Origin of the sequence: Sandarakinorhabdus cyanobacteriorum (genome assembly GCF_002251755.1) — a bacterium.
Classification (GTDB): Bacteria; Pseudomonadota; Alphaproteobacteria; order Sphingomonadales; family Sphingomonadaceae; genus Sandarakinorhabdus; species Sandarakinorhabdus cyanobacteriorum.
This window is the reverse complement of sequence record NZ_NOXT01000113.1, coordinates 72,913-89,663: the sequence shown is the minus strand read 5'-3', so window position 1 is coordinate 89,663 and position 16,751 is coordinate 72,913. Positions and strand designations below refer to the sequence as shown.

The window sequence follows — 16,751 nt, the reverse complement described above, 5'->3', positions numbered from 1 at the left end:
AGCGCCGTTGCAAGGCCGAGTTTTTCAACACAATCGGGGCGCATGCAGCCATCTCTCTTGTAAGCGCACTTGAAATCGAACGGGTGCAGGGGCCGCGCCCCTGCACACGTCACCCCGGACTTGATCCGGGGCGGAGGCCTTCTTGTTCTTTTGAAACGCCCCGCCTCGCCCCCTCCGTCACGCTTGGCGTGCCACCTCTCCCGGAGGGGGAGGATTGGTTGGGTGCCGTTTGCGCTTGGGATGCACCACCGGGTTGACGTGGCCGATCAGCATCAGGATCAGGCCGATCGCTGGCGGCGCAGCCACATGACCTGGACGCCATAGCCGAGCACAAACAGCCCAAGAAAGGCCAGGTGGAACCCGCGCAGCAGCGGATCGTCAAAGCGGTCGACCACCGGATCGCCAACCGGCAGGCGGCGCAGGCCGTCGGTGATGGCCGGGATCATGTGGAACAACAGGGTCGATGAAAAACACAGCGTCTGGAGATAGGGGATGAGCCCGCCCAGGAACCGGAGCTGCGGCACGATGAAGCCGCCGGCCAGGGCCAGCAGGGTCAGCACGCCGAGGGCGTGGGCGGGACCGAAGCCGGTCCCTTGATTGAAGATCATCAGTGACGTGGCGGCGGCGAGCAGCGTGCAGGCGATGTAGAGCTGGCCCGAGCGCTGCCCGGGCGTGATCAATTTGTGGACAACGAGCGCATAGATCCCGGCGAGGATCGCGATGATGGCGATACCGGTGTGGAACCAGCCAAGCGGCGTGATTGTCGGCATGTGTGCACCCCCCGTGCCTGTAGCCCGCCGATCGGGCCGAACCGGCATTGGTTATGTATGCGCGACTTGTCTGCAGGCCGCAACTGGGCCGGGCCTGGCCAGTTGGGGGCAGTTTGCTTTTCTGAAGTTCCAGTTCAGTTCGCCCCTCCACCGCCTACGGCGGTCCCCCTCCCCAAACAAGTTTGGGGAGGATCGGCTCAATGCAGTTTCAGCTTGGGGCGGACGACCTGGTTCACGTGGCCCATCAGGATCAGGAACAGGCCCTTGATCCAGCCGTGGATGGCGATGAGATGGAGGCGGTAGAGGGAGGTGTAGACGAAGCGGGCGAGGCGGCCTTCGATGGCCATCTTGCCGCCGACGAGATTGCCCATCAGGCTGCCGACGGTGGAATAGCGCGCCAGGTTCACCAAGGCGCCCTTGTCCTGATAGACGAAGGGGATGAGGGATTTGCCGGCGATCAGCGCCTTGATGTTGCGGAACACGGTGTCGGCCATCTGGTGGGCGGCCTGGGCGCGCGGCGGGATCGGGCGGGTGTGGCCGGGGGGCGTGTAGCTGGCGCAATCGCCGATGGCGAAGATGGCATCATCAAGCGTGGTCTGCAGCGTGTCTTTCACCAGCAGCTGGTTGCCGCGGGTGGTTTCGAGGCCGCCGATGCCATTGAGGAAGTCGGCGCCCTTCACCCCCGCGGCCCAGACGCGGATATCGGCGGGGATCATCGTGCCATCCTTGACATGGATGGCATCAGGGGTGGCGGCGACGACCTGGGTGTTGGGGCGCACCGAGACGCCGAGATTTTCCAGCTCGCTGTGGGCGGCGGCGGCGAGCTTTTCCGGCAGCATGGGCAGGATGCGCGGGCCGGCTTCGAGCAGGGTGACGGTGAGGCGCTTCCTGTCAAACACTTCAAGGCCATAGAAGCCGAGCGCATCGGCGGCGGAATAAAGTTCGGCGGCCAGTTCGACGCCGGTGGCGCCGCCGCCGACGATCACCACCTTGACCGTGGCATCGCTGGCCGGATCGGCGACCATCTGGCGCGACACGCGCAGGCACTGGTTCAAGAGTTTGCGGCGGAAGCGATCAGCATCCGGGCGGCTTTCCAGCGCCAGGCAATGATCCTTGACGCCGGGGATGCCGAAATCATTGGAGATGCTGCCCACCGCGATGACGAGATAATCATAGCGGATGCGGTGGCGGCCGATCACCTCGCTGCCGTCTTCATCGCGGATGGGGGCGATGATGATCTCTTTGGCGTCACGGTCGATGGCTTCCAGCGCGCCATCGAAATAGCGATAGCCCCAGCGATAGGCGTGGCCGCGATAGCCGACCTCATCCAGATTGGCATCCAGGCTGCCGGCGGCCACTTCGTGCAGCAGCGGCTTCCAGATGTGGGTGGGGTTGCGATCGACCAGGATGATATCGAAATCCTGGCGCGGGAAATGCGCGCCGAGCTTGGTGACAAGCTCCAGCCCGCCGGCGCCGCCGCCGACGACGACGATCTGGGTTTTCTTTCCGTCTGCCCGTGTGCGCGGCATGTTGGTTGCGCCCAGCCTCACTCTGCCCGTGATGACCCCCTTTAACGTGCGGGGCGCAATTGCCAAATATGTTTGTGCCGGATTGACAGATGGTTGGCGGCTTCCCACTGTGTTATTATCATAATACGCAAAGGGTCGCCCTGATGACAGACAAGCAGATGTTGGCGCTGGCCATTGGCACCATACTGGCACTGGTGCTGAATTTCCTGCCGACGGCCATCGCCTATGCCCGCCGCCATCCCGAACGGGCGCTGCTGGCACGGATCAACATCCTGTCGATCCTGTCGTTCCTGCTGTGGCTGGCGTTGATGGCCTGGGCGGTGGGCGGTGCGCGCAACGATGCGGTGATCAACCGGTTCGTGCACAACAAGGCGCAGCGGCCACTGCTGATCGGTGTGCTGGTGCTGCTGGTGGGCGGCGGCCTGGCGCTGACCCTGACCAGCCTGGGCCAATTGCCGCGCCTGCCCCATTGAGCCCCCTGCCCCGGCTTGACGCCGTGCCGGGCCTGGGGCCTGGTGCGCGCCGGGGAGAGCGCGATGCTGAATTTGTTGCTGGGCATGCTGGGGCTGGCGGCGCTGGCCAATGCGGTGGTGCTGCTGCGCGCCGCCGCGCGCCAGCGGGCGCGGCCCGGGGTGGAGGCGACGGCGCTGGGCGCCGTGGTGAATTTCCTCGACACGCTGGGCATCGGTTCGATGGCGCCGACCATGGCCTGGTTCAAGTTCCGGCGCATGGTGCCCGATCATCTGATCCCGCAGACGATGATCGCCGGCCTGACCCTGCCGACCATGGTGGAATCGGTGATCTTCCTGATCCTGCTGGGGGTGAATGTTGATCCGTTGCTGTTGCTGGGCAGCGTGGTGACGTTGCTGGCCGGCGGCCTGGTGGGCGTGCGGCTGGTGAGCCGGGCACGGCCCTGGGTGGTGCAGGCCTGGGTGGCGGTGGCGCTGCTGCTGGCGGCCTTGTTCTATATCCTGTCGATCCTGGATCTGATGCCGGCGGGCGGCACCGCCAACGCCTTGTCGCCCGGCCTGACGGCGGTGGCGATTGCCGCCAGTTTCGGCTTTGGCGTGCTGCTGAATTTCGGCGTGGGCAATTATGCGCCGACGCTGGCGCTGCTGTCGCTGATGGGGCTGGATCCCAGGCTGTGCTTTCCGATCATGGCGACCGGCGCGTCGGTGGCCGGCACGGTGATGAGCGCATCGCATCTGACCGCCGACCGGGTGGATGTGCGCATTCCGCTGGCGATGGTGCTGGGCGGGATTCCGGCGGTGCTGGTGGCGGCGCTGGTGGTGAAATCGCTGCCGCTGACGGCGCTGAAATGGATGGTGAGCCTGGTCATCCTCTACACCGCGGTGGTGATGCTGCGCGGTGCGCTCAGGGCGCGCGCGCAAGCCGCATGACAAAGGCCGCCGCTGCGGCTATGGGGCGCGTCCATGAGCATCACCCCCGACATCGTCGCCGCCCATGGTTTCACGCCCGAGGAGTATGACCGGGTGCTCGCCGCCATGGGGCGGGAGCCGAACCTGTTGGAACTCGGCATTTTTTCGGTGATGTGGTCGGAGCATTGCTCCTACAAGTCGAGCCGGCTGCACCTGGCCAAGCTGCCGCCCAAGGCCCCCTGGGTGATTCAGGGGCCGGGTGAAAATGCCGGCGTGATCGACATTGGCGACGGCGATGCCGCCATCTTCAAGATGGAGAGCCACAACCACCCGAGCTATATCGAGCCCTATCAGGGCGCCGCCACCGGGGTGGGCGGCATCCTGCGCGATGTGTTCACCATGGGCGCCCGCCCCGTCGCCAACATGAATGCGCTGCGCTTTGGCGAGATTGATGCGCCCAAGATGCGCCATCTGGTGAAGGGCGTGGTGGCCGGCATTGGCGGTTACGGCAATTGCGTCGGCGTGCCGACCGTGGGCGGCGAGACGATTTTCCACAAGAGCTACAACGGCAACATCATCGTCAATGCGATGACGGTGGGCTTGGCGCGGGCCGACAAGATTTTCTATTCCGCCGCCGCCGGCGTGGGCAATCCGGTCGTCTATGTCGGTTCGAAGACCGGGCGCGACGGCATCCACGGCGCCACCATGGCCAGCGCCGAATTTGACGAGAACAGCGAGGAAAAGCGCCCGACCGTGCAGGTGGGCGACCCGTTCACCGAAAAGCTGCTGATCGAAGCCTGCCTGGAGCTGATGGCATCGGACGCGATTGTCGCCATCCAGGATATGGGCGCGGCCGGCCTCACCAGCTCGTCGGTGGAAATGGCCAGCAAGGGCGGGGTGGGCATCCGCCTCGATCTCGACAAGGTGCCGTGCCGCGAAGCCGGCATGACGCCGTATGAAATGATGCTGTCGGAATCCCAGGAGCGGATGCTGATGGTGCTGAAGCCGGGCCGCGAGGCCTTTGCCGAAGCCATTTTCCGCAAGTGGCAACTGGATTTCGCCGTGATCGGCGAGGTGGTGCACGGCGGCGACCTGACCATGACCTTCCACGGCCACGAGGTTGGCCGCATCCCGCTGGAACCGCTGGCCGACGCCGCGCCAAAATATGACCGGCCGCATGTGCCGACGCCGAAGCGTGAGCCCCTGGCCGATGTGCCGGCGAGCGCCAGCATCGCGGCGGATCTGAAGACGCTGATGGCCAGCGTGGACCTGTGCTCGCGCCGCTGGATCTGGGAACAATATGACCACATGGTCGGCGCCGACACGCTGCAGCGCCCCGGCGGCGATGCCGCGGTGGTGCGCGTGCACGGCACAAGAAAGGCGCTGGCCATCGCCACCGATTGCACGCCGCGCTACTGCTATGCCGATCCGCATGAAGGCGGCCGCCAAGCCGTGGCGGAGACCTGGCGCAACATCATCGCCGTGGGCGGCAAGCCGCTGGCGATCACCAACTGCCTCAACTTTGCCTCCCCGCAGAACCCGGTGATCATGGGGCAATTGGTTGGCTGCATCGAGGGGATGGCCGAAGCCTGCCGGGCACTGGATTACCCGGTCGTGTCGGGCAATGTCTCCCTCTACAACGAGAGCAAGGCGACGGGCGGTGGCAACGCCATCCTGCCCACCCCGGCCATCGGCGGCGTCGGCCTGCTCGCCGATTATGCCAAGCAGATGGATCTGGCCTTCAAGGCGGCGGGCGAGGCGATCTGGCTGATCGGCGGGGATGGCACGCATCTGGGCCAGTCGCTGTGGCTGCGCGAATGCCATGGCCGCGAGGAAGGCCCGCCGCCGCCGGTCAATCTGGTGGCCGAACGCGCCCATGGCGAGGCGGTGGCCGGCCTGATCGCGGCCGGCACGGTGACGGCGGTGCATGATCTGTCGGATGGCGGCCTGGTGGTGGCGCTGGCCGAAATGGCGCTGGCCAGCGGGCTGGGCGCGGTGGTGGACGGCAGACTGGACGCCGCAACCGCCTTTGGCGAAGACCAGGGCCGCTATCTGGTGACGGCGCCGGCCGGCGTGGACATTCCGGGCGCGACCCGCATCGGCACGGTGGGCGGTGATGCGCTGGTGCTGAACGGCGAGACGGTGGCGCTGGCCGAGCTCAAGCGGCTGCACGAGGATGCGCTGCCGGCGATGATCCGGGGATAAGCGCCGCCCCTTGAATCGCGCCCGGCAAGGGCCAGATTCAAGGGCATGACCCTGGCCATCCCCCTGCCCCGCACCGATGCCGCCGCCGCCCGCGCGCGGATCGAGCGGCTGGAATTTCTGCTGGAAGGCGCCATCCGCATTCCCGGCCTGTCGCGCCGCATCGGGCTGGACGCGCTGATCGGCCTGGTGCCGGGCGTGGGCGATGCCACCACTGCGCTGATGGGCCTGTATCTGGTGTGGGAGGCGCGCAACCTGGGCGCGTCGCGCTGGCTGCAGTTGCGCATGCTGGCCAATGTCGGGCTGGATACAGCGATCGGCAGCGTGCCGCTGGCCGGTGATGTGTTTGACCTGTTCTTCCGGTCGAACAGCCGCAATCTCAAGCTGTTGCGCCGGATCAGCGCGCCTTGAACCGCACCAGGATCGTGGCGGCGATGGCCAGCAACAGGATGGCGCTGGCTTCGAAGATGATCGATTGCGGCGCCATTTCCTTGCCCTGCAGCACGATCAGCCGGGCCAGCGCGGTGATGGCGATGAAGATCGGATAGACCACGGGCACCGCGGCATTGGCATAGAAGGCGGCGACCATGCCGATCACCTCGGTATAGAGGAACATCAGCAATATATCAGCGAGGTTGATGTTCTGCGCCTGCCAGACGCGCAGCAGTTCCAGCGCGACCGCCCCCAGCGTCATCAGCGCGATCAGGAACAACAGGCCGCGTTCGATCCAGCCGAAGGTGACCAGCGCGCGGGCGCGGTCGGCGGGGCTGAGGCCTTCGTGGGCGGGATCATCCATGGCGGGAGTGTAACGGCTGCCTGGGGACGGCGCCAGTGCGGCTCAGGCGAAGTCCAGGCCGATATCGGCGGCCGGTGCGCTCTGGGTGATGCGGCCGACGCTGACATAGGTGACGCCGGTTTCGGCTATGGCGCGGATGCTGTCGAGGCGGACGCCGCCCGAGGCTTCGGTGGGCACGCGACCGGCAACCAGCGCGACGGCCTGTTTCAGCGTCGGCACATCCATGTTGTCGAGCAGCAGCCGGTCGGCCCCGGCGGCGAGCGCCGGTTCGATCTGGTCGATGCGGTCAACCTCGACAACGATGCCGGTGAGGCCAGCGGCCTTGGCGGCGCGCACGGCTGGCTCCACCCCGCCGGCGACCGCGATGTGATTGTCCTTGATCATCACCCCGTCATCCAGCCGCATGCGGTGGTTGGTGGCGCCGCCCATGCGCGTGGCATATTTTTCGAGGGTTCTGAGGCCGGGCAGGGTCTTGCGGGTATCGAGCAGGATGGCGCCGGTGCCGGCGATGGCATCCACATAGGCCCGCGTGAGTGTGGCGATGCCGGTCAGGTGCTGCACCGTGTTGAGCGCCGAGCGTTCGGCGGTGAGCAGGGCGCGGGCGTTGCCGCTGATGCGCATCAGGGCGGTGCCGGCGGGCACGCTCTGGCCATCCTGGGCCAGCATCTCGATCCGGCAATCGCGATCAAGATCGCGGAAAAACGCCTCGGCCAGCGGCAGCCCGGCCAGCGTCACATCATCCCGGCTGGCCATCACGGCCGACAGCCGGGCATCGGCCGGAATGACGGCGGCCGAGGTGATGTCGCCGCCGGCCCCCATGTCTTCGCGCAGCGTGGCGGCGATGAAGAAGGCGAGATCCATCCCCTCCAGCATCAGGCCGACATTTCCAGCATGCGGTCGAGGCTGCGCTTGGCGGCGAGGCGGATATCCTCGGGCACTTCGACCACCGGCGACAGATCGCGCAGGCACAGATGGAGTTTTTCCAGCGTGTTCAACGCCATATAGGGGCACATGTTGCAGCCGCAATTGCCGTCTGCCCCTGGCGCGCCGATGAACAATTTGTCGGGCGCGGCCTTTTGCATCTGGTGGATGATGTGCGGTTCGGTGGCGACCAGCATGACGGGGTCGGTGCGCTCGCTGGCCTGTTTGAGGATGCCGCTGGTGGCGCCGATATAATCGGCCAGCTCCAATATGGCGGCCGGGCATTCCGGGTGGGCCAGAACGGGCGCATCCGGATATTGCGCCTTCAGCTTCAACAGTTCGGTGACCGAGAAACGTTCGTGGACGATGCAGCTGCCATCCCACAACAGCATTTCGCGGCCGGTGCGGCGGCTGAGCCAGGCACCCAGATGCTTGTCGGGCGCGAACAGGATTTTCTGATCCTTGGGGATCTGCGCGATGATGCGTTCGGCCGAGCTGGAGGTGACGATGATGTCGCTCTCCGCCTTCACCGCGGCCGAGCAGTTGATGTAGGTGAGCGCCAGATGATCCGGGTGGGCGCGGCGGAAACGGGCGAACTCGGCCGGCGGGGCCGAATCCTCCAGGGAGCAGCCGGCCTTGAGATCGGGCAGGATCACGGTCTTTTGCGGGGAGAGGATCTTGGCGACTTCGGCCATGAACTTCACGCCGCAAAAGGCGATCACATCCGCATCGGTGTTGGCGGCCTTGCGCGACAGGTCGAGGCTGTCACCAACGAAATCGGCAATGTCCTGGATTTCGGGGGCCTGATAATAATGGGCGAGGATGACGGCGTTGCGCTCCCGCTTCAGCCGCTGGATTTCGGCCTTCACATCCACAGCCGGGCCGCCGCCCAGCAGGTTCAAGCGCGCGTCCATCAGGCGATACTCCACACGTCGTCAGCGCGGGCCACCAGGCCGCGCCGTTCCAGATCGATGAGATGGGCGAGCACGCTGCGCGCCGCGGCGGGGTGCAGGCGCTTGTCCACCTGGGCATACATGGCAGCCACCATGGCGGGGATGGTGGTGAGCCCTTCGCCGATGGCGCGGATCACCTGATTCTCGCGCTGGCGGCGGTGGGCGAGGAGATGGCGAACGAAACGCTGCGGCTCGGTCACCGGCTCGCCATGGGTGGGGTGATAGACGGCATCATCCCGATCGAGCAGCTTCTGCAGGCTGGCCATGTAATCCGCCATGTCACCATCGGGCGGGGCGACCACGGTGGTGGACCAGCCCATGACATGATCGCCGGTGAACAGCGCCTTTTCCTGCGGCAGTGCAAAGCAGAGATGGTTGCTGGTGTGGCCCGGCGTGTGGACGGCGGTGAGCGTCCAACCCGGGCCATGGATGGAATCGCCATCGGCCAGCACGGAATCGGGGGCATAGCTTGGATCGAACCCGGCATCGGCGCGCGGGCCATCATCACTCAGCACCAGCGGCGCGCAGCCGACCACCAAGGCGCCGGTCGCGGCCTTCAGCGCCACGGCGGCGGGCGAATGATCCATGTGGGTGTGGGTGATGACGATGTGGCTGACGGTTTCGCCGGCCAGCGCATCGGTGAGGGCGCGCAGGTGCGCCGGATCATCGGGGCCGGGATCGATCACCGCCAGCGCGCTGCCGGGGGTGCCGACCACGAAGGTGCCGGTGCCGGTGAAGGTGAAGGGCGACGGGTTCTTCGCCAGCAGCCGGCGCACCAGCGGCGAGCGCGGCTGCAGATGGCCATAGGCGGCGCTGTCGGGGTGGCTGGCCAGATCCATGGCCCCCATGTGGCAGCGGGGCGAGCGGATTGAAAGAGGCGATAAGCAACAACCCGGCTTGGCAAGGCCGCGCCAATGCCGCATCCCAACGGCAAATGGAGGCAAGCGATGCAATTTGATGTGGTGATCGTTGGCGGCGGCCATGGCGGCGCGGCCCAGGCGGCGCAGCTGCGCCAGCGCGGTTTCGCCGGCAGCATCGCCATCCTCACCGCCGAACCGGAACTGCCTTATGAGCGTCCGCCGCTGTCAAAGGAATATCTGGCAGGAGAGAAGGATTTCGCGCGCATGTTGCTGCGCCCGCCGGCCTTCTGGGCGGAGCGCCAGGTCGAGATCCTGACGGGCACGCGGGTGACGGCGGTGGATGCGGCGGCGCACCGGCTGGAAACGAGCGCAGGGCCGATCGCCTATGGCCAGCTGGTGTGGGCCGGTGGCGGCGATGCAAGGCGGCTGAATTGTGCGGGCCATGATCTGGCCGACATCCACGCCATCCGCACCCGTGCCGATGTGGACGCGCTGATCGCCGCCCTGGGGGAACCCCGTAATGTCATCGTCATCGGCGGTGGTTACATCGGCCTCGAATCGGCTGCGGTGCTGACCAAGCTTGGCCATCACGTCACCCTGTTCGAAGCGCTCGACCGTGTGCTGGCCCGCGTCGCCGGCCCCGACCTGTCCCGCTTCTATGAGGCCGAGCATCGCGCCCATGGTGTGGTGATAGAAACCGGTGCGCACGTGACGGAAATCACCGGCGCCAATGGCCGGGTGGCGGGCGTTCGCCTGGCCGACGGCCGGCACTTTGCCGCCGATCTGGTGATCGTGGGCATCGGCATCGTGCCCGCGGTGCAGCCGCTGCTGGAGGCCGGCGCAAAAGGCGGAAACGGGGTGTGGGTGGATGACCATTGCCGCACCAGCCTGCCCGACATCTTTGCCATTGGTGATTGCGCTTGCCACGCCAACCCGTTTGCCGGCGGGGCCGAAATCCGGCTGGAATCGGTGCAGAACGCCGCCGACATGGCGATCACCGTGGCGCGGGCCATCACCGGCGATCCCGCCCCCTATCGCGCGGTGCCGTGGTTCTGGTCCAACCAATATGACTTGCGGCTGCAGACGATGGGGCTGAGCCTTGGCCATGATCAAACGGTGCTGCGCGGCGATCCGGCGACACGCAGCTTCAGCCTTGTCTATCTGAAGCAGGGCAAGGTGATCGCGCTGGACTGCGTGAACGCAGCGCGCGACTATGTGCAGGGCAAGGCGCTGGTGGAACAGGGCGTTGTGGTGCCGGTGGACGCATTGGCGGACGCGGCCACACCGCTGAAGGCGCATCATCCGGCCTGATGCAGCGGTTTTCAGGGGGGCAGACATGGACGTGACACGGCGGAACTGGCTGGGGCTGGCAGGAACAGCGGCGGCCTCTGCACCGGCCCGCGCCATCACCATCCAGCCGATGGTGGCCGATCCCACCGGCTTTGCGCCGGCGCCGGGGGTGGCGCATCTCAAATATAATGAAAACCCGCTCGGCCCGCCGGCATCGGCGATCCAGGCCATGGCCGATCTGGCCCGCAGCGCCTGGTATTATGCCGATGATGCCGAGGAGCGGTTGAAGGCGAAGATCGGCCAACGCCTGGGCGTGCCGGCCGCGCAGGTGGTGCTGGGCCACGGCAGTTCCGAACTGATCACCAGCGCGGCGCTGGCCTGGGGGCGGCGCGGCACCATCCTGGTGCCGGCGCTGCAGTTTGACGAGCCTTTGCTCTATCCGATGGCGCAGGGCCTGAACTATCGCCGCGTGGCGATGGCGCCCGACATGGGGATCGATCTCGATGCGCTGGCCCGCGCCGCCGCCCTGCCCGGCGTTGCCATGGTCTATCTGTGCAACCCCAACAACCCCACTGGCATGGTGCTGCCGCCGGCCCAACTGGCCGCCTTTGCCAAGGCGCTGCCGGCGCATGTCACCCTGCTGGTCGATGAAGCCTATATGGAATTGGCCGACAATCCGGCCGCCACCACGATGCTGCCGCTGGTGGCCAATGGTGCCAACATCATCATCACCCGCACCTTTTCGAAATTGTTCGGCATGGCCGGCCTGCGCATCGGCTATGCCGTCGCCTCCCCCGAAAATGCTGCCGAGCTGAAGCGCCACCGGCTGACCATCAGCCTGAATGCGCCGGGCCTCGCCGCAGCGCTGGCGGCCTGGGATGATGGCGCGTTCCAGCAGCAGAGCCGGGCATCGATCATCGCCGCGCGCCGGGTGCTGCAGGCCGCTGTCGCCAAGGCGGGCACGGTGGCCCTGCCCAGCCAGACCAACTTCCTGTTCGTGAAGGTGGCCGATGCCAACCGCTTTGCCGCCGCCATGGCGCAGCGCGGGATTTTGGTGCGCGGGGCGTGGGGGCCGGCCTGGCCCGAATGGTCGCGCGTGTCGACCGGGCGGCTGGCCGACGTGGAACGCTATGCCCGGGCGCTGCCGGAGCTGGTCAACGTCTGACTTGCCAGCCTCACCAGCCCGGCGCATGGGTTGGCCAAACAGAACAAGGGAAACGCCCATGGCCAGCAAAGTCATCCTCACCGTCATCGGCTCCGACCGGCCGGGCCTGACCGCCGCGCTGGCGCAGGCGGTGCTGGATGCGGGCGGCAACTGGCTGGAATCGCATCTGGCGCGGCTGGCCGGGCGCTATGTTGGCAGCGTGCTGGTGGAAATCGCGCCGGAACGGCTGGCCGTGCTGCACAAGGCGGTGGCCGATGTGGACGCCAAGGGGCTGAATGTCAGCCTGGTCGATGCCGGCGAAGGCGCGGCCGAGACGGGCACGCGGCTGACCCTGCAGCTGGTGGCGCAGGACCGGCCGGGCATCGTCAACGAACTGGCGCAGGCGCTGAGCCCGTTGAAGGTGAACATCGAGCAGCTGGAAACCACGGCCGAGGATGGCGCCTGGTCAGGCGCGCGGCTGTTCCGCGCCGAGGTGGTGGCCAGCCTGCCGCCGGGCGTGAGCGAGGCCGATGTTCAGGCCGCGCTGGAGGGCGTGTCGGCCGAGATCATGGTCGATCTGGCCTGAGCCGCCCGCTCAGACGCTGGCCGGGCGCACGCCCCTGCGGCGGCGCTTGCTGAGGCCAACAAGACCAAAGCCGAAGATCATGCTGACCCAGGCACCGGGTTCCGGCACGGCGGCCAGGCCATATTCAACGATATAGCCGCGGGAGCTGCCGCCATTTCCATCGCCATAGATCGGGTTGGGCGTGCCGACATAGTCATTGATGCCGCCGCTGTTCCACCAGGTGATGGTGTAGCCTTCGGGGTCGCCATTGAAATAGAGGTTGTTGAACCCGAAATCCGATCGCGGCAGGTTGGGATCATTGGGCGCGACGCCGGCCCAGGCTTCGCCGGTCACCCAGTTCCAGCCGCCATAGGGTTCGGCGCTGCCGCCCGATTGGTAGCCGCCCAGCCACAGGGCATTGAGCGCGGTGCCGCCGCCCAGCTGGGCAATGACATATTCCTGTTCGGCGCGGGTGACGAAGGTCGCGAGATGGCCACTGCGGCCGCCAAAGCTGCGCGCGGCCGCGGCGGCGCTGGCCGCCTGCCAGCTGATGTTGGGATCGAACACCACTTCATAATGGTGGCCGTTGCCGCCCTGAGCCGTGCTCCATTGCACCACGCTGGGCGGTGTGGCGGCCGCGGCCGAGGCGAGGATGACCGCATACCCGCCGGCAGACAGGATGTTTCTGAACATTGATCTTTCCCCCAAAAGCATCAATTCATGAACAAACTATTTACCTGAATATGAACTCGCAAGAAACAAATTTGCAATCATTACCTCCCCATGTCTGGCAGTTTGCGCACGACTCAAAACAGGGTTAGCGTGGGCAAAATCGCTTAGGGAGTTTGGGCATGGACCCGTTTGATTTCATCATCGTGGGCGCCGGTTCGGCCGGCTGCGCCCTGGCCAACCGGTTGTCGGCCGATGCGGGCACCCGCGTGCTGCTGCTGGAAGCCGGCGGCAACGACAACAACATGCTGATCCAGATGCCGGCGGGCATCGCCAACATCATCCCGCCCGACAAGGACAGCCCGTTCGATTGGGCCTTCTGGACCGAACCGCAAGCGCATCTGGGGGGCCGCAAGCTCTATTGGCCGCGCGGGCGGGCGCTGGGCGGCTCCTCGTCCATCAATGGCATGGTCTATATCCGCGGTCATGCCAGCGATTATGATCGCTGGAGCCAGCTCGGCCTGACCGGCTGGGGCTGGGCCGATGTGTTGCCCTATTTCCGCAAGGCCGAGGATTCGGAGCGCGGCGCCGATGAATATCACGGCGCCGGCGGCCCGTTGCACAGCAGCCGCAAGGGTGCCCTGCCCAACCCGCTCAACGATGCCTTTCTGCAGGCGGCGGTGGAGGCCGGCTATGGCCGCACCGATGATTTCAACGGGCTGCAATTTGAAGGCGCCGGCCAATATGATGCCACGATCAAGGATGGGGAACGCTTCTCGGCGGCCAAGGCCTATCTGACTGCCGAGGTGCGGGCGCGGCCGAACCTCGAGATCCGCACCGGCGTGCAGGCGCGGCGCGTGCTGTTCGACGGCAAGCGCGCCGTCGGCGTCAGCTACACCCAGGGCAAGGTCGACGGGCGCGCCATGGGGCGGGAAATCATCCTGTGCGGCGGCGCGGTGAACAGCCCGCAGCTGCTGATGCTGTCGGGCATCGGCCCGGCGGCGCATCTTCAGGCCATGGGTGTGGACGTGGTGGTCGACAGCCCGGATGTGGGCGGCAATCTGCAGGATCACCTGGATGTGATCGTGCAATGGCATTGCAGCCAGCCGATCACGCTCAACAACAATTCGAAATTCATCAACAAATTGATGGCGCTGGGCAAATGGGTGTTCACGCGCAGCGGCAATGGCGCCCATATGCCAACCCCGGTGGGGGCGTTCCTGTCCACCCGCGAGGGCCTGGCCGCCCCCGATATCCAGATGCATTTCATGCCGGTGATCGGCAACCCGCACGGCCGCGGCACCATGGGCGGCCGGCATGGTTATCAGCTGCATGTCTGCCAGCTGCGCCCGGAAAGCCGGGGCACGATCCGGCTGAAATCGCCCGATCCGCTGGCGGCACCGGCGATCGATCCCAATTATCTGTCGGCGCCCGAGGATGTGGAAACGCTGGTGGCCGGGGTGGAAATCGCCCGCCGCATCGGCGGCCAGCCGGCCTTTGCGCCCTATAATGATGGCGAAGCCTGGCCCGGGCCGAGTGTGACCGACCGCGCCACGCTGCTGGAAAAGATGCGTGGCTGGGCCGAGACCATCTATCACCCGGTCGGCACCTGCCGCATGGGCGTGGACGAGCGAGCCGTGGTGGATGGCCAGCTCAGGGTGAATGGCGTGGAGGGGCTGCGGGTGATTGATGCCAGCGTGATGCCCTATCTCGTGTCGGGCAACACCAATGCGCCGACCATCATGATCGCCGAAAAGGCCGCCGACATCATCGCCAGCCGTGTGAAGCTGGAGCGCAAGCTGGGGCTGGCGGCATGAGCAGCACGCCGTTCACGATCCCGGCGAACGAACCCGAAGTCGCCTGGATTCGCGACCGGGTTGCGGCCTATCGCTGGTTCGAAGAGCCGCCGAACGCTGGCTGGCGGCACGGTGCCAACCGCGATTATATGCAGCGGCTGCAGGCGCACTGGCTGAACGATTTTGACTGGCCAGCAGCGGTGGTGCGCCTCAACCGGCTACCGCATTGCCGCGTGGCGGTGGGGGAGGATGGTGGCCAGCCGTTTCACCTCCATTGCGTCCATCTGCGCTCAAGCCGGCCTGATGCGCGACCGCTGCTGATCGCCCATGGCTGGCCGGGATCAATCCAGGAATTTGATGCCATCATCGAACGGCTGGCCGAACCGGAAGACAAATCGGCGCCGGCCTTCCATGTCGTCGCGCCGTCCCTGCCCGGCTATGCCTGGTCTGATCGGCCGTCGGCGCCGATCGGCCCGCGCGAGATTGGCCGCCGCTATGACGCGCTGATGGGCGCGTTGGGCTATGACCGCTATTTCTATCAGGGCGGGGATTGGGGCTGTGTGATCGGCGGCTGGATCGGGCTCGATTCGACCCGCGTGCAGGCGATCCACCTCAACGGCTTTGGCCTGCGGCCGGCTGACATGTCGCCCAAGGCACCGGAGGAATTGGCATGGCTGCAGAAGGCGGTGGCCATAAGGGAGGCCGAGACCGCCTATCTCCACCTGCAGGGCACCAAGCCGCAGAGCCTGGGCTTTGCCATGATGGATTCACCCATGGGCGTGGCGGCTTGGTTTGCCGAGAAGTTCGTCGGCTGGTCGGACGTGGCGGGGGATTATGTCGATCCGCCCTTCACCATGGATCAGATGCTTACCAACATCATGATCTATCTCACCACCCGCAGCTTCCTCACGGCCACCTGGCTGTATCGCGGCCTCTATCTGGAAGGCGGTTTTGCCATGCCGGCCGGTGCCCGCGTAGTGGTGCCAGTGGGCGTTGCTGCCTTCCCGCGCGATCTTCTGGCCTTTCCGCCGCGTGCGATGGTGGAGCGCGGTTACAACGTCACCCACTGGACGACGATGCCGCGTGGCGGCCATTTCGCCAGCTTGGAGGAACCCGAACTGTTCCTGGCCGATCTCCGGGCCTTTGCGGCCGGGCTGTGATTCCAGACCTGGTCTGGGAGGTGGCGGACGGGCTGACCGACTATCCGGCAGCACTTGCACGCATGCAGGAACTGGCAGCAGCGATTCGGGCCGGCACCGAGCCGGAGCGGATCTGGCTGGTCGAGCATCCGCCACTCTACACCGCCGGCACCAGTGCCGATCCAGCCGAACTGGTTGATCCAGCACGCCTTCCGGTGTTCGAAGCCGGGCGCGGCGGCCGTTACACCTATCACGGGCCGGGGCAGCGCACCGTCTATGTCATGCTCGATCTGGCGGCCCGTGGCCGCGACGTGCGCAGATTCGTCGCGTCGCTCGAACAATGGCTGATCGCCGCGCTGGGCGATTTTGGCATCACCGCCCATATCATCCCGGGCAAGATCGGTGTGTGGGTGGACGGCAAGCGCGGCCTGGCCAAGATTGGCGCCATTGGCATCCGCGTGCAACGCTGGGTCAGCTTCCACGGCATCTCGCTCAATGTTGATCCCGAACTGGCTGATTTTGAAGGAATCATCCCGTGCGGGCTCAGTGATCCGGTGACCAGCTTGCGTGCCGAGGGCAGCAATGCCACGATGATGCAGCTCGACGCGGCGCTGCGCCGCCATCTGCCGGCCATGTTGTCGCGCCTGGCCATCTGATCGCCCAGTTCGCCGCATGTTGCACTTGCACGACGCGGCGCGCATCGCTAATGTCTACCCCGGTTGGGGGATATGGGTTTGC

The 16,751-nt window shown here is 66.2% G+C and carries 17 protein-coding genes; 10 read left to right on the top strand and 7 right to left on the bottom strand.

Annotated features, from left to right (window positions below; genetic code table 11):
• Positions 1–278: 278 nt before the first annotated feature.
• Together CHU93_RS10600 and CHU93_RS10595 are read right to left on the bottom strand one after the other, a co-directional pair.
• The gene (locus CHU93_RS10600) at positions 279–818 is read right to left on the bottom strand and encodes a hypothetical protein (protein WP_207759264.1); all 540 of its coding nucleotides are present in this window, start codon (positions 816–818) and stop codon (positions 279–281) included.
• Between the two features lie 149 nt (positions 819–967).
• A complete protein-coding gene (locus CHU93_RS10595; protein ID WP_094474020.1) occupies positions 968–2,299 on the bottom strand; it encodes an NAD(P)/FAD-dependent oxidoreductase in 1,332 nt (443 codons plus the stop codon).
• Between the two features lie 143 nt (positions 2,300–2,442).
• Here CHU93_RS10595 and CHU93_RS10590 point away from each other — a divergent pair, with 143 nt between their 5' ends.
• The 4 genes from CHU93_RS10590 to CHU93_RS10575 are packed head-to-tail and all read left to right on the top strand — an operon-like array spanning position 2,443 to position 6,291.
• The gene (locus CHU93_RS10590) at positions 2,443–2,772 is read left to right on the top strand and encodes a superinfection immunity protein (protein ID WP_086117108.1); all 330 of its coding nucleotides are present in this window, start codon (positions 2,443–2,445) and stop codon (positions 2,770–2,772) included.
• 15 nt (positions 2,773–2,787) lie between these two features.
• Complete coding sequence (locus CHU93_RS10585) at positions 2,788–3,699, top strand: hypothetical protein (protein ID WP_094474010.1); 912 nt, start codon at positions 2,788–2,790, stop codon at positions 3,697–3,699.
• Positions 3,700–3,732: 33 nt separating this feature from the next.
• Positions 3,733–5,883, top strand: a complete 2,151-nt coding sequence (gene purL, locus CHU93_RS10580; RefSeq protein ID WP_094474009.1) for a phosphoribosylformylglycinamidine synthase subunit PurL — start codon at positions 3,733–3,735, stop codon at positions 5,881–5,883.
• Between the two features lie 45 nt (positions 5,884–5,928).
• Positions 5,929–6,291, top strand: coding sequence for a DUF4112 domain-containing protein (locus CHU93_RS10575; protein ID WP_094474008.1), 363 nt, complete (start codon positions 5,929–5,931; stop codon positions 6,289–6,291).
• On the opposite strand, the gene CHU93_RS10570 is transcribed toward CHU93_RS10575, so the two are convergent.
• From CHU93_RS10570 to CHU93_RS10555, 4 genes are read right to left on the bottom strand one after another with little or no spacing between them, the layout of a single operon-like run.
• Positions 6,278–6,676 (bottom strand): phosphate-starvation-inducible protein PsiE, encoded by a 399-nt coding sequence (locus tag CHU93_RS10570; RefSeq protein ID WP_094474007.1) that lies wholly within the window; start codon positions 6,674–6,676, stop codon positions 6,278–6,280. The genes CHU93_RS10575 and CHU93_RS10570 overlap by 14 nt on opposite strands.
• A 42-nt stretch (positions 6,677–6,718) precedes the next feature.
• On the bottom strand, positions 6,719–7,549 hold the full coding sequence (gene nadC / locus CHU93_RS10565) for a carboxylating nicotinate-nucleotide diphosphorylase (RefSeq protein ID WP_094474006.1): 831 nt from the start codon (positions 7,547–7,549) through the stop codon (positions 6,719–6,721).
• Positions 7,549–8,511 carry a quinolinate synthase NadA gene (gene nadA / locus CHU93_RS10560; RefSeq protein WP_243375536.1) on the bottom strand — a complete coding sequence of 321 codons (963 nt, stop codon included), beginning with the start codon at positions 8,509–8,511 and terminating at the stop codon, positions 7,549–7,551. Before nadA ends, nadC begins: the two co-directional genes overlap by 1 nt.
• A complete protein-coding gene (locus CHU93_RS10555) occupies positions 8,511–9,389 on the bottom strand; it encodes an MBL fold metallo-hydrolase (RefSeq protein ID WP_094474005.1) in 879 nt (292 codons plus the stop codon). Before CHU93_RS10555 ends, nadA begins: the two co-directional genes overlap by 1 nt.
• Before the next feature lie 108 nt (positions 9,390–9,497).
• Here CHU93_RS10555 and CHU93_RS10550 point away from each other — a divergent pair, with 108 nt between their 5' ends.
• From CHU93_RS10550 to CHU93_RS10540, 3 genes are read left to right on the top strand one after another with little or no spacing between them, the layout of a single operon-like run.
• Entirely contained in the window at positions 9,498–10,721 is a 1,224-nt protein-coding gene (locus tag CHU93_RS10550) for an NAD(P)/FAD-dependent oxidoreductase (protein WP_094474004.1), read from the top strand.
• A 25-nt stretch (positions 10,722–10,746) separates the two neighbouring features.
• The gene (locus tag CHU93_RS10545) at positions 10,747–11,865 is read left to right on the top strand and encodes a pyridoxal phosphate-dependent aminotransferase (RefSeq protein WP_094474003.1); all 1,119 of its coding nucleotides are present in this window, start codon (positions 10,747–10,749) and stop codon (positions 11,863–11,865) included.
• A gap of 58 nt (positions 11,866–11,923) precedes the next feature.
• Positions 11,924–12,430: a glycine cleavage system transcriptional repressor gene (locus CHU93_RS10540; protein WP_094474002.1), complete on the top strand. Its 507-nt coding sequence runs from the start codon at positions 11,924–11,926 to the stop codon at positions 12,428–12,430.
• A gap of 9 nt (positions 12,431–12,439) precedes the next feature.
• Here CHU93_RS10540 and CHU93_RS10535 read toward each other — a convergent pair whose 3' ends face one another.
• Positions 12,440–13,102 carry a PEPxxWA-CTERM sorting domain-containing protein gene (locus CHU93_RS10535; RefSeq protein WP_094474001.1) on the bottom strand — a complete coding sequence of 221 codons (663 nt, stop codon included), beginning with the start codon at positions 13,100–13,102 and terminating at the stop codon, positions 12,440–12,442.
• A gap of 158 nt (positions 13,103–13,260) precedes the next feature.
• Here CHU93_RS10535 and CHU93_RS10530 point away from each other — a divergent pair, with 158 nt between their 5' ends.
• The 3 genes from CHU93_RS10530 to lipB are packed head-to-tail and all read left to right on the top strand — an operon-like array spanning position 13,261 to position 16,669.
• Positions 13,261–14,895, top strand: a complete 1,635-nt coding sequence (locus CHU93_RS10530; protein ID WP_094474000.1) for a GMC family oxidoreductase — start codon at positions 13,261–13,263, stop codon at positions 14,893–14,895.
• A complete protein-coding gene (locus tag CHU93_RS17965; protein WP_094473999.1) occupies positions 14,892–16,034 on the top strand; it encodes an epoxide hydrolase family protein in 1,143 nt (380 codons plus the stop codon). The genes CHU93_RS10530 and CHU93_RS17965 overlap by 4 nt, the downstream gene beginning before the upstream one ends.
• A complete protein-coding gene (gene lipB / locus CHU93_RS17960; RefSeq protein ID WP_094473998.1) occupies positions 16,031–16,669 on the top strand; it encodes a lipoyl(octanoyl) transferase LipB in 639 nt (212 codons plus the stop codon). The genes CHU93_RS17965 and lipB overlap by 4 nt, the downstream gene beginning before the upstream one ends.
• Positions 16,670–16,751 lie beyond the last annotated feature (82 nt).

Coding starts and splice junctions, on each gene's coding strand:
- CHU93_RS10600 (WP_207759264.1), bottom strand. CDS start 818: ATGCCGGTTCGGCCCGATCGGCGGGCTACAGGCACGGGGGGTGCACAC.
- CHU93_RS10595 (WP_094474020.1), bottom strand. CDS start 2,299: ATGCCGCGCACACGGGCAGACGGAAAGAAAACCCAGATCGTCGTCGTC.
- CHU93_RS10590 (WP_086117108.1), top strand. CDS start 2,443: ATGACAGACAAGCAGATGTTGGCGCTGGCCATTGGCACCATACTGGCA.
- purL (WP_094474009.1), top strand. CDS start 3,733: ATGAGCATCACCCCCGACATCGTCGCCGCCCATGGTTTCACGCCCGAG.
- CHU93_RS10575 (WP_094474008.1), top strand. CDS start 5,929: ATGACCCTGGCCATCCCCCTGCCCCGCACCGATGCCGCCGCCGCCCGC.
- CHU93_RS10570 (WP_094474007.1), bottom strand. CDS start 6,676: ATGGATGATCCCGCCCACGAAGGCCTCAGCCCCGCCGACCGCGCCCGC.
- nadC (WP_094474006.1), bottom strand. CDS start 7,549: ATGCTGGAGGGGATGGATCTCGCCTTCTTCATCGCCGCCACGCTGCGC.
- nadA (WP_243375536.1), bottom strand. CDS start 8,511: ATGGACGCGCGCTTGAACCTGCTGGGCGGCGGCCCGGCTGTGGATGTG.
- CHU93_RS10555 (WP_094474005.1), bottom strand. CDS start 9,389: ATGGATCTGGCCAGCCACCCCGACAGCGCCGCCTATGGCCATCTGCAG.
- CHU93_RS10550 (WP_094474004.1), top strand. CDS start 9,498: ATGCAATTTGATGTGGTGATCGTTGGCGGCGGCCATGGCGGCGCGGCC.
- CHU93_RS10545 (WP_094474003.1), top strand. CDS start 10,747: ATGGACGTGACACGGCGGAACTGGCTGGGGCTGGCAGGAACAGCGGCG.
- CHU93_RS10540 (WP_094474002.1), top strand. CDS start 11,924: ATGGCCAGCAAAGTCATCCTCACCGTCATCGGCTCCGACCGGCCGGGC.
- CHU93_RS10535 (WP_094474001.1), bottom strand. CDS start 13,102: ATGTTCAGAAACATCCTGTCTGCCGGCGGGTATGCGGTCATCCTCGCC.
- CHU93_RS10530 (WP_094474000.1), top strand. CDS start 13,261: ATGGACCCGTTTGATTTCATCATCGTGGGCGCCGGTTCGGCCGGCTGC.
- CHU93_RS17965 (WP_094473999.1), top strand. CDS start 14,892: ATGAGCAGCACGCCGTTCACGATCCCGGCGAACGAACCCGAAGTCGCC.